This is a genomic window from Citrobacter sp. RHBSTW-00944 (assembly GCF_013615435.1).
Lineage (GTDB): Bacteria > Pseudomonadota > Gammaproteobacteria > Enterobacterales > Enterobacteriaceae > Citrobacter > Citrobacter braakii.
The window spans coordinates 4,126,804-4,138,743 of the sequence record NZ_CP055418.1 but is presented as its reverse complement, the minus strand read 5'-3'; the positions used below and the strand labels follow the sequence as shown (position 1 = coordinate 4,138,743).

The window sequence follows — 11,940 nt, the reverse complement described above, 5'->3', positions numbered from 1 at the left end:
TTCGAGCTTTGCCGCAGTTGGCAACTAAAGGCAGCGTTGCGTGTTGTACAGCAATAAAAGGAATTTACGATAGGGGCGCAGCATAGCGCTGAAACGGGAAAGCCCCTACCGAAGCAGGGGCTCTAAAAAGGAAAGGGACGATGATGAGATACGTCATCATGCTGCTGATCCTGTTAATCATCGCTTGGCCAGCATATTAACAGAGAGTACGCAGGAGGGAGGTTCGCCTCCCTCACCCTTCACCGAGGAATTTAGGTCAAAAAAACGGCGCTGTCAATCGGCAAAAAACGGCTACCACTCCCAGATTTTGGACGGCGTCACCACCGCTGGCAGCGGGATATCCCACTCTTCAACCGGCAATTTTTCTACTAACTGGCAGTCATGCGCGTAGCCCACGGGTTGGAGCTTATGCTGTTGCCAGTTTTGTAGCGTGCGGTCGTAAAATCCGCCGCCCATGCCCAGGCGTTGCCCGTCCTCATCAAATGCCACTAACGGCGTAATCAGTACGTCCAGCTTTGACAGCGGCAATACGTCGCGTACATCAAGCCGTGGTTCCTGGATCTTTAAGCGATTGGTCACCAGGTCGCTGCGCGGATGATAGTGCAGGAACAGTAAATTACCGGGACTGAAGGGATGAAGAACCGGAAGGTAAACGCGCTTGCCCGCTCGCCACAGCTGATCTATCAGCGGCTGGGTATCGAGTTCGCCATCGAACGAGAGAAATACCGCCACAGTATGCGCGAGTACAACAGGGGGAAAACTGAGCATTCGGGTCGCGGCTTGCTGACCGTAGTGTCGTTGCTGTTCAGAGGTCAGCGCGCGACGACGCTGTCGAATCAGTTGACGAATTTCTTGCCGGGATAAAGGGAGTTCAGAAAGTAGTGTCATGGCTGTTGCCAGGTAGAAGGGAATCTCCGAGATGCCGCCGCAGGCTGTAACCCTTGAACCCTTGGTTCAAGGTGAATGCGTCGTCACAGTTTTAAGGCTTCTCGGACGGGCCGAGCATGCTCACCAACCATGGAGCGCCACATTCTTGTGGTATGAAATATCGGCTCAGGGGACTGGCCCGCTTGCAAACATCTCAGAGAAATTTTGTCTTCACGGTCACTCTACCACAGTAAACCGAAAAGTGTTATTCAAAGTTTTGGCCCGTTTTTTCGGTTATGCGACCCTGATCAAGCAACGCCTGTTCGATGGTCTGTTGTAGCATCCGAATACGTTGTTCCATGCTCGCCGCGTACTCACGCGTCTTCGCTTTTTCCTGAGTTAATTCATAGCTGATGTTCAACGCGGCGATGAAAACCAACTGCTCAGTATTTGTGACTCTAGTGCGAACTTTCAGATCTTGCAATCGCTGATTGAGATCGTCCGCAGCCTGATTCAACGCATCCCTTTGTTCAGGCGGGCAATTCACTCGCAGTGAACGGCCAAATATTTGGATATCGACGGGTTGTGCAGACATGCCACCTTCCTGCTGATTGACTGCGCTGCCTTCGTCTCCAGACCTTGGGTCCGCGAAGGGGCGACACTATAGCTACCCTGGTATCAAGATACAAGCCCTTTTCTGGTCCACCAGGGCCCAAAGTGGTAGCATACCATGAATATTCCTCCCTTTGATGACGAATGCTTATGTCTATACAGAACGAAATGCCTGGCTACAACGACGTTAGCCAGTTTTTGAACCAACAAGGGGCTGGATTAACCCCGGCCGAAATGCACGGCTTGATCAGCGGGATGATTTGCGGCGGCAACAACGACAGCTCATGGCAGCCGCTGCTGCACGACCTGACGAACGAAGGTTTGGCCTTCGGTCACGAGCTGGCTCAGGCACTGATGAAAATGCACTCTGCCACCAGCGATGCCCTCGAGGACGACGGTTTCCTTTTTCAGCTTTATCTGCCTGAAGGCGACGACGTTAGCGTGTTTGATCGTGCCGATGCGCTGGCGGGGTGGGTAAACCACTTTTTGCTGGGCCTTGGCGTTACGCAGCCAAAGCTCGACAAGGTGACCGGTGAAACCGGTGAAGCAATTGACGACCTGCGCAATATCGCTCAGTTGGGATATGACGAAGACGAAGATCAGGAAGAGCTGGAAATGTCGCTCGAAGAGATTATCGAATACGTGCGCGTAGCCGCCTTGCTGTGTCATGACACGTTTACGCGTCAGCAGCCGACCGCGCCGGAAATCCGTAAACCGACTCTGCACTAAGAACGAAACGCAAAGGAGAGTGTGATGAGCGAGATATCTCAGCAAGAATTCCAGCGTCGTCGCCAGGCTTTACTGGCACAAATGCAGCCTGGCAGCGCCGCGCTGATTTTTGCCGCGCCTGAAGCGACGCGCAGCGCGGACAGTGAATACCCGTACCGCCAAAGCAGTGATTTCTGGTACTTCACCGGTTTTAACGAACCGGAAGCCGTGCTGGTGCTGATTAAAAGTGATGACACTCATAACCACAGCGTTTTGTTTAATCGGGTTCGCGATCTGACGGCGGAGATCTGGTTTGGCCGCCGTCTGGGCCAGGATGCCGCACCGGCAAAACTCGGCGTTGACCGGGCGCTGGCCTTCAGTGAAATCAACCAACAGCTGCACCTGTTGCTCAATGGCCTGGATGCGGTGTACCACGCGCAGGGCGAATATGCCTGGGCAGACGAGATTGTGTGCACGGCGTTGGATAAACTGCGTAAAGGCTCCAGACAAAATCTGCACGCACCCGCCGCGATCATCGACTGGCGTCCAATGGTCCATGAAATGCGCCTGTTCAAATCAGCAGAAGAAATTGCGGTCATGCGCCGTGCCGGAGAGATCAGTGCGCTGGCGCATACCCGCGCGATGGAAAAATGCCGTCCGGGAATGTTTGAATACCAGTTGGAAGGGGAGATTCACCACGAGTTTACTCGCCATGGCGCGCGTTACCCATCCTATAACACGATTGTCGGCAGCGGCGAAAACGGCTGTATTCTCCATTACACCGAAAATGAAAGTGAAATGCGCGATGGCGATCTGGTGTTGATTGACGCCGGGTGTGAATACAAAGGTTATGCGGGCGACATTACGCGTACCTTCCCGGTAAACGGCAAATTTTCCCCTGCTCAGCGTGAAATCTACGACATCGTACTGGAGTCATTAGAGACCAGTCTGCGCCTGTATCGCCCGGGGACGTCCATCCAGGAAGTCACCGGCGAAGTGGTGCGCATCATGATTACGGGTCTGGTGAGGCTTGGCATTTTGCACGGCGAGATCGACCAACTGATTACCGAAAATGCGCATCGCCCATTCTTTATGCATGGTCTTAGCCATTGGCTGGGACTGGATGTGCACGACGTTGGCGTTTATGGTCAGGACCGCTCACGTATTCTCGAGCCAGGAATGGTGCTCACCGTCGAACCGGGGCTGTATATCGCACCGGACGCCGATGTGCCGCCTGCTTATCGTGGTATCGGCATTCGTATTGAAGATGACATCCTCATCACCGAGGACGGTAATGAGAACCTGACCGCCAGCGTGGTGAAGAAAGCGGATGACATTGAAGCCTTAATGGCTGCGGCGCGACTGCAATGAGCGTGATTATCGTTGGTGGTGGTATGGTCGGTGCGACGCTGGCGCTGGCCATTTCTCAGCTCAGCCACGGGACTCTGCCTGTTCACTTGATAGAAGCGAGCGAACCTGAAACTGACCGCCATCCAGGGTTTGACGCCCGGGCGATCGCGCTGGCGGCAGGGACCTGCCAACAGCTGGCGCGAATTGGCGTATGGCAGGCGATTGCCGATTGCGCAACGGCGATCAAAACGGTTCACGTCAGCGATCGCGGCCATGCCGGATTTGTGACGCTGGATGCGCAGGAATACCGTATTCCGGCGCTGGGCCAGGTGGTAGAACTGCACGATGTCGGGCTGCGTTTGTTTGCGCTGTTGCGTAAAGCGCCGGGCATCACGCTGCACTGCCCCGACCGTGTAGCCAGCGTGTCACGCACGCAGGAACGCGTTGAGGTTACGCTGGAAAATGGCGAGATGATCAATGGTCGCCTGTTGGTGGCCGCCGATGGCACGCGCTCCGCACTGGCTACCGCCTGCGGCGTTGACTGGCAGCAACAACCCTATGAACAACTGGCGGTGATTGCCAACGTCACGACCTCCGTTGCGCATGACGGGCGAGCGTTTGAACGTTTCACACAATATGGTCCGCTGGCAATGCTACCGATGTCTGATGGTCGCTGCTCGCTGGTGTGGTGCCATCCGCTGGAGCGGCGTGATGAGATTATGGCCTGGTCCGACGAACAATTTTGCCGCGAACTGCAAACTGCGTTTGGCTGGCGGTTGGGGCGTATTACCCAGGCCGGTAAACGCAACGCCTATCCGCTTTCGTTAACCTCGGCGCAAAAAGCCATTACCCATCGTACTGTGCTGGTGGGGAACGCAGCACAGACGCTGCATCCCATTGCCGGACAAGGTTTCAACCTTGGTCTGCGCGATGTGATGAGCCTGGCTGAGACGTTGACGCAGGCGCAAAACTGCGCGGAAGATATCGGTGATTATGCGGTGTTGGCACGCTATCAGCAGCGCCGCGAACGCGATCGCGAAACGACGATTGGTGTGACCAACAATTTGGTGTATTTGTTTGCCAATCGCTGGGCCCCGCTGGTCGTTGGGCGTAATGTCGGGCTGATGGCGATGGAATTATTCACGCCTGCGCGCGATGCGCTGGCGGAGCAGACCCTCGGTTGGGTTGCGCGATAGATATAACCTGTAGGCCGAATTAAAGAAGCAGGCCTGATTAGCGCAACGCCATCAGGCAATGTCGCGGAAGTAATGCCGGATGGCGGCTTTGCCTTATCCGGCCTACGGTTTTTGATTGTCCTATTTTCAGGAGCAAACAGTGCAAAGTGTTGATGTAGCAATTGTTGGTGGCGGCATGGTGGGACTGGCGGTTGCCTGCGGCTTGCAGGGCAGCGGGTTGCGCGTTGCGGTGTTAGAACAACATGTTCCGCAGCCTTTGGCGGCGGATGCACCTCCTCAGCTTCGCGTATCGGCCATTAATGCCGCCAGTGAAAAACTGCTTAGCCGACTGGGCGTCTGGTCCGACATTGTTGCCCGTCGCGCTTGTTGCTACCACGGCATGGAAGTCTGGGATAAAGACAGCTTTGGGCGTATTGCGTTTGATGACCAGAGCATGGGCTACAGCCATTTAGGCCACATCGTTGAAAACTCAGAGATCCATTACGCACTCTGGCAAAAAGCGCAGCGTTCAGCGGACATTACGCTGATGGCGCCCGCTGAGTTACAGCAGGTAGCCTGGGGTGAGAATGAGGCATTTCTGTCCCTGAAAGATGGCGCAATGCTGACCGCTCGCCTGGTGGTCGGCGCCGATGGCGCTAACTCCTGGCTGCGCAACAAAGCGGATATTCCGCTCACTTTCTGGGATTACCGTCATCATGCGCTGGTGGCGACTATCCGTACGCAGGAAGCTCACGGCGCGGTTGCGCGGCAGGCGTTTCACGGTGAGGGGATCCTGGCGTTCCTGCCGCTCAGTGACCCGCACCTGTGCTCTATCGTCTGGTCGCTTTCGCCGCAGGAAGCAGAACGCATGCAGCAGGCAAGCGTTGACGAGTTTAATCAGTCGCTGAATATCGCTTTTGATAATCGCCTGGGGCTGTGCAGCCTTGAAAGCGAGCGTCAGGCGTTTCCGCTGACGGGACGCTATGCCCGTCAGTTCGCTGCTCATCGTCTGGCGCTGGTGGGGGATGCGGCGCATACCATCCACCCGCTGGCGGGTCAGGGGGTTAACCTTGGCTTTATGGATGCGGCGGAGCTGATCGATGAGCTGAAGCGGCTACAGCGTCAGGGCAAAGATATTGGTCAGTATCTCTATTTGCGCCGCTACGAGCGTAGCCGTAAGCACAGCGCAGCGATGATGCTGGCCGGTATGCAGGGATTTCGTGAACTGTTTGCAGGCGAGAATCCGGCGAAAAAACTGCTGCGTGATATTGGTCTGAAACTGGCCGATACCCTGCCAGGCGTAAAACCACAGCTCATCCGCCAGGCGATGGGACTGAACGATCTTCCTGAGTGGTTACGCTAGCGTCCGTAAGGACAATCTTAAGAGTTTGAGACCCGTCACACTTTCCACTCCCGGCCTGCGCGCCGGGGTGCTTCTCTCATTTGAAATAATCTAATTCCACGCCTTTTTTCGCATTAGTTTTTTTAATATTACGTTTTTTTCATAACGCCATTTTTGACAATTTTTCCACATTTAATGTTGGTTAGTGCTGTTAATTCCAGCTTGTATTTATTTTTTATTCTGATTATTTGCCGTATGGATGGGGTTTTGTTCTGCCGGTGATTTTGCTGTTTTTGGCCATAAGCTAATGTGATGGTTAATTTTGCCTTATGGTTTAGCGTCTGTTTCGGTGGTAAGTTCAGGACAAAGAGAACGTTTGCGTCGTGGCCCCTGGAGCGGCTGCGGTGCTGGGTTTCGTGGCGAAAATTTCACCGCGAAAGAGTTGGTAGCCCCGCTTATTCAACGAGGAAAAGATGGCTCAACAGACTCCTTTGTACGAACAACACACGCTATGTGGCGCGCGCATGGTAGATTTCCATGGCTGGATGATGCCACTGCATTACGGTTCTCAGCTTGATGAACACCATGCTGTTCGCACCGATGCCGGAATGTTTGATGTGTCACATATGACCATCGTCGACCTGCGCGGTAGCCGCACCCGGGAGTTCTTGCGTTATCTGCTGGCAAACGACGTCGCGAAGCTAACGAAGACGGGTAAAGCCCTCTACTCCGGTATGCTCAACGCTTCGGGCGGCGTGATAGATGACCTGATTGTCTACTACTTCACTGAAGATTTCTTCCGCCTCGTTGTAAACTCCGCCACCCGCGAAAAAGACCTCTCCTGGATTACCCAACACGCTGAACCTTACGCCATCGACATCACCGTTCGAGACGATCTGTCGCTGATTGCGGTGCAGGGTCCAAACGCGCAGGAAAAAGCAGCCACATTGTTTACTGACGAGCAGCGTCAGGCGGTAGAAGGCATGAAGCCGTTCTTCGGCGTTCAGGCGGGTGATTTGTTTATCGCAACCACCGGTTATACCGGCGAAGCAGGCTATGAAATTGCCATGCCGAGTGAAAAGGCGGCAGACTTCTGGCGTGCGCTGGTACAAGCAGGTGTCAAACCTTGCGGTCTTGGCGCGCGCGACACGCTGCGTCTGGAAGCCGGCATGAACCTGTACGGTCAGGAGATGGACGAAGGCATTTCCCCGCTGGCGGCCAACATGGGCTGGACCATCGCGTGGGAACCGACTGACCGCGACTTTATCGGTCGGGAAGCGCTGGAAATGCAGCGTGAAAAAGGCCACGAACAGTTGGTCGGACTGGTGATGACCGAGAAAGGCGTACTGCGTAATGAACTGCCAGTGCGTTTCACCGATGCTTCCGGCAATCAGCAGGAAGGTATTATCACCAGCGGGACATTCTCCCCAACCCTGGGTTACAGCATCGCGCTGGCGCGTGTCCCTGCGGGTATTGGTGAGACCGCGATCGTACAGATCCGTAACCGCGAAATGCCGGTAAAAGTGACTAAACCTGTTTTTGTGCGTAACGGCAAAGCCGTCGCGTAATTCATCCTTTTTTGGAGATTGATTGATGAGCAACGTACCTGCAGAACTGAAATACAGCAAAGAACACGAATGGCTGCGCAAAGAAGCTGACGGCTCTTACACCGTTGGGATCACCGAACATGCTCAGGAGCTGTTAGGTGACATGGTTTTCGTTGACCTGCCCGAAGTTGGCGCAACCGTCAGCGCGGGCGATGACTGCGCCGTTGCGGAATCCGTAAAAGCGGCATCCGATATTTATGCGCCAGTAGGCGGTGAGATTGTTGCGGTTAACGACGCGCTCAGCGACTCCCCGGAACTGGTCAACAGCGAGCCGTATGCAGGGGGCTGGATCTTCAAAATCAAAGCCAGCGATGAAAGCGAAATTGAATCGCTGCTGGATGCGACTGCATATGAAGCTTTGTTAGAAGACGAATAAATACGCTTCATTCTTCACGTTGCAGGTGTGTTGGCTTTCTTGCACACCTCAGTTACTTACTGATGTAAGCTCCTGGGGATGTGCTGCGTCGCCGCCTTCCTGCAACGCGAATTTTTTGCGTATTCAGGTAAGTAGAGACACCTACGATTCACTGCACGTTTCAGGAACCATCGCCCATGACACAGACGTTAAGCCAGCTTGAAAATAGCGGCGCTTTCATTGAACGCCACATCGGACCGGACGCCGCGCAGCAGCAAGAGATGCTGAATGCGGTTGGCGCCGAGTCGTTAAACGCGCTGATCGGCCAGATTGTGCCGAAAGACATTCAGCTCGCAACCCCGCCACAGGTGGGCGAGGCGGCGACCGAATACGCTGCGCTGGCTGAATTAAAAGCCATCGCCGGGCGTAACAAGCGCTTCACGTCCTACATTGGCATGGGCTACACCGCCGTGCAGCTGCCACCGGTTATCCTGCGTAACATGCTGGAAAACCCGGGTTGGTACACCGCCTACACCCCGTATCAACCGGAAGTCTCCCAGGGCCGTCTGGAAGCACTGCTGAACTTCCAGCAGGTGACGCTGGACCTGACCGGCCTGGACATGGCTTCCGCCTCTCTGCTGGATGAAGCTACTGCTGCAGCTGAAGCCATGGCGATGGCCAAACGCGTCAGCAAACTGAAAAACGCCAACCGTTTCTTTGTGGCGGCTGATGTTCATCCGCAAACGCTGGACGTAGTGCGTACTCGTGCGCAAACTTTTGGTTTTGACGTCATTGTTGATGACGCGGCAAAAGCATTGGATCATCAGGATGTGTTCGGCGTGCTGTTGCAGCAGGTTGGCACCACCGGTGAAGTGCACGACTACAGCGCCCTGATGGCTGAGCTGAAATCCCGTAAAATAGTGGTCAGCGTCGCTGCCGACTTTATGGCGCTGGTACTGCTGACTGCACCGGGCAAACAGGGCGCGGATATCGTTTTCGGCTCTGCGCAACGCTTCGGCGTACCGATGGGCTACGGCGGCCCGCACGCGGCATTCTTTGCCGCTAAAGACGAATTCAAACGCTCCATGCCAGGCCGTATTATCGGCGTCTCCAAAGATGCAGCGGGTAATACCGCCCTGCGCATGGCGATGCAGACTCGCGAACAGCATATCCGCCGCGAGAAAGCGAACTCCAACATTTGTACCTCGCAGGTTCTGCTGGCCAACATCGCCAGCCTGTATGCCGTTTATCATGGCCCGGTTGGCCTGAAACGCATCGCTAATCGCATCCATCGTCTGACCGATATTCTGGCAGCCGGTCTGCAACAGAAAGGATTGAAGCTGCGTCATGCGCACTACTTTGACACTTTGTGTGTTGAAGTGGCCGATAAGGCTGCGGTACTGGCGCGTGCTGAAGCAGCAGAAATCAACCTGCGTAGCGATATCCATAACGCGGTAGGTATTACGCTCGATGAAACCACCACCCGTGAAAACGTGGTGCAGTTGTTCAATGTTCTGCTGGGAGACAGCCACGGTCTGAACATCGAAACGCTGGACAAAGACGTGGCGCTCGACAGCCGTTCCATTCAGGACAGCATGCTGCGTGACGATGCGATCCTCAGCCATCCGGTGTTTAATCGCTATCACAGCGAAACCGAGATGATGCGTTACATGCACTCGCTGGAGCGCAAAGATCTGGCCCTGAACCAGGCAATGATCCCGCTGGGGTCTTGCACCATGAAGCTGAACGCTGCCGCCGAGATGATCCCTATCACTTGGCCGGAATTCGCTGAACTGCATCCGTTCTGCCCGCCAGAGCAGGCAGAAGGTTATCACCAGATGATCGGCCAGCTTTCCGAATGGCTGGTAAAACTGACCGGTTATGACGCAGTCTGCATGCAGCCGAACTCCGGCGCGCAGGGCGAGTATGCGGGTCTGCTGGCGATTCGCCATTATCACGAAAGCCGTAACGAAGGCCATCGCGATATCTGTCTGATCCCGGCCTCTGCCCACGGTACCAACCCGGCCTCTGCACAGATGGCGGGTATGCAGGTAGTGGTTGTCGCCTGTGATAAAAACGGCAACATCGATCTTGGCGATCTGCGTGAAAAAGCGGCGCAGGCGGGTGAAAACCTCTCCTGCATCATGGTGACCTATCCCTCTACTCATGGCGTGTATGAAGAAACGATCCGTGAAGTGTGCGACGTTGTGCACCAGTTTGGCGGCCAGGTTTATCTTGATGGCGCGAACATGAATGCTCAGGTTGGGATCACCACACCGGGCTTTATCGGTGCCGATGTCTCACACCTTAACCTGCATAAAACATTCTGCATTCCGCACGGCGGCGGCGGCCCAGGTATGGGACCAATCGGTGTTAAATCGCATCTGGCGCCGTTCGTGCCGGGTCATAGCGTAGTACAGATTGAAGGGATGCTCACCCGTCAGGGCGCGGTTTCTGCGGCACCGTTCGGTAGCGCATCCATTCTGCCGATCAGCTGGATGTACATCCGTATGATGGGCGCAGAAGGTCTGAAGCAGGCAAGCCAGGTGGCGATCCTGAACGCTAACTACATTGCCAGCCGTCTGAAAGATGCCTATCCGGTGCTGTATACCGGTCGCGATGGTCGCGTGGCACATGAATGTATTCTCGACATTCGCCCACTGAAAGAAGAGACCGGCATCAGCGAACTGGATATTGCCAAGCGTCTGATCGATTACGGTTTCCATGCGCCGACCATGTCGTTCCCGGTAGCGGGTACGCTGATGGTGGAACCGACTGAATCGGAAAGCAAAGTGGAACTGGATCGCTTTATCAATGCGATGCTGGCAATTCGCGCTGAGATCGATCGCGTGAAAGCCGGTGAATGGTCGCTTACAGATAACCCGCTGGTTAACTCCCCGCACACGCAAAATGAGCTGGTCGCGGAGTGGAATCACGGTTACAGCCGCGAAATCGCCGTCTTCCCGGCGGGCGTAGCGAACAAATACTGGCCGACCGTGAAACGCCTTGATGACGTTTACGGTGACCGTAACCTGTTCTGCTCCTGCGTGCCGATGAGCGATTATCAGTAATCGACTGATTCAGCTATCTTTTAAAGGCGCTTCGGCGCCTTTATTTTTGGGGAGAATAGTGATGGCTATAGCACTGGTTACGGGAGGCAGTCGCGGTATTGGTCGGGCAACCGCGCTGCAGTTAGCGCTAGAGGGTTACACGGTCGCCGTTAATTTTCATCACAATATTCGTGCGGCAACGGATGTGGTGAACAATATCGCCGCTGCGGGAGGAAAGGCGTTTGCTCTGCGGGCAGATATCAGCGATGAAAGCCAGGTCGGGGCGATGTTTGAGTCCATTGACCGCGAGGGCGAGCCGCTGACTGCGCTGGTGAACAATGCCGGGATTTTGTTTGAACAGAGCACGGTGGAAAGCCTAACCGCTGAGCGTATTAATCGCGTCCTGGCGACTAATGTTACCGGTTATTTTCTGTGTTGTCGGGAAGCGGTAAAGCGCATGTCGTTTAAGCACGGCGGTCAGGGCGGGGCGATTGTGAATGTCTCTTCGGCGGCGTCACGGCTTGGCGCCCCGTTCGAATACGTTGATTATGCAGCCTCAAAAGGTGCGGTGGACACGCTTACCACCGGCCTCGCGTTGGAGGTTGCGGCGCAGGGGATACGCGTGAACTGCGTGAGACCCGGTCTTATCTACACGGAAATGCATGCGTCAGGCGGCGAGCCGGGAAGGGTGGATCGCGTGAAATCCATGTTGCCTATGCAGCGCGGCGGACAGCCGGAAGAGGTCGCGCAGGCGATAACCTGGCTGCTGAGTGAGAAGGCGTCTTACGTCACGGGCAGTTTTTTGGAGCTGGCCGGCGGGAAGTAATGCGTTGCTTGCCGGATGGCGGCGTAAATGTCTGCTCTGGTCTACAGG

The 11,940-nt window shown here is 55.2% G+C and carries 10 protein-coding genes and 1 other RNA gene; 8 read left to right on the top strand and 3 right to left on the bottom strand.

Annotation, left to right across the window (positions count from 1 at the left end):
• Positions 1-291 precede the first annotated feature (291 nt).
• From HV334_RS20015 to zapA, 3 genes are all read right to left on the bottom strand, one after another.
• Complete coding sequence (locus HV334_RS20015) at positions 292-888, bottom strand: 5-formyltetrahydrofolate cyclo-ligase (RefSeq protein ID WP_047499309.1); 597 nt, start codon at positions 886-888, stop codon at positions 292-294.
• Positions 889-907: 19 nt separating this feature from the next.
• Positions 908-1,091: non-coding RNA, 6S RNA (gene ssrS / locus HV334_RS20010), on the bottom strand.
• A 41-nt stretch (positions 1,092-1,132) separates the two neighbouring features.
• Positions 1,133-1,462: a cell division protein ZapA gene (gene zapA, locus HV334_RS20005; RefSeq protein ID WP_003026980.1), complete on the bottom strand. Its 330-nt coding sequence runs from the start codon at positions 1,460-1,462 to the stop codon at positions 1,133-1,135.
• A 167-nt stretch (positions 1,463-1,629) separates the two neighbouring features.
• Between zapA and HV334_RS20000 the strand changes: the two genes are divergently transcribed.
• The 8 genes from HV334_RS20000 (at position 1,630) to HV334_RS19965 (ending at position 11,892) form a co-directional block, all read left to right on the top strand.
• On the top strand, positions 1,630-2,208 hold the full coding sequence (locus tag HV334_RS20000) for a YecA family protein (protein WP_141875622.1): 579 nt from the start codon (positions 1,630-1,632) through the stop codon (positions 2,206-2,208).
• Positions 2,209-2,232: 24 nt separating this feature from the next.
• Positions 2,233-3,558, top strand: a complete 1,326-nt coding sequence (gene pepP / locus HV334_RS19995; RefSeq protein WP_047357826.1) for a Xaa-Pro aminopeptidase — start codon at positions 2,233-2,235, stop codon at positions 3,556-3,558.
• Positions 3,555-4,733: a 2-octaprenyl-6-methoxyphenyl hydroxylase gene (gene ubiH, locus HV334_RS19990; RefSeq protein WP_181220819.1), complete on the top strand. Its 1,179-nt coding sequence runs from the start codon at positions 3,555-3,557 to the stop codon at positions 4,731-4,733. The genes pepP and ubiH overlap by 4 nt, the downstream gene beginning before the upstream one ends.
• Before the next feature lie 139 nt (positions 4,734-4,872).
• A complete protein-coding gene (gene ubiI, locus HV334_RS19985) occupies positions 4,873-6,075 on the top strand; it encodes an FAD-dependent 2-octaprenylphenol hydroxylase (protein ID WP_047499314.1) in 1,203 nt (400 codons plus the stop codon).
• Positions 6,076-6,527: 452 nt separating this feature from the next.
• A complete protein-coding gene (gene gcvT, locus HV334_RS19980; RefSeq protein ID WP_047499315.1) occupies positions 6,528-7,622 on the top strand; it encodes a glycine cleavage system aminomethyltransferase GcvT in 1,095 nt (364 codons plus the stop codon).
• A gap of 25 nt (positions 7,623-7,647) precedes the next feature.
• On the top strand, positions 7,648-8,037 hold the full coding sequence (gene gcvH / locus HV334_RS19975) for a glycine cleavage system protein GcvH (RefSeq protein WP_003026965.1): 390 nt from the start codon (positions 7,648-7,650) through the stop codon (positions 8,035-8,037).
• 176 nt (positions 8,038-8,213) lie between these two features.
• Positions 8,214-11,087 (top strand): aminomethyl-transferring glycine dehydrogenase, encoded by a 2,874-nt coding sequence (gcvP, locus tag HV334_RS19970; RefSeq protein WP_049282168.1) that lies wholly within the window; start codon positions 8,214-8,216, stop codon positions 11,085-11,087.
• Between the two features lie 61 nt (positions 11,088-11,148).
• Positions 11,149-11,892, top strand: a complete 744-nt coding sequence (locus tag HV334_RS19965; protein WP_181220818.1) for an SDR family oxidoreductase — start codon at positions 11,149-11,151, stop codon at positions 11,890-11,892.
• Positions 11,893-11,940: the final 48 nt, after the last annotated feature.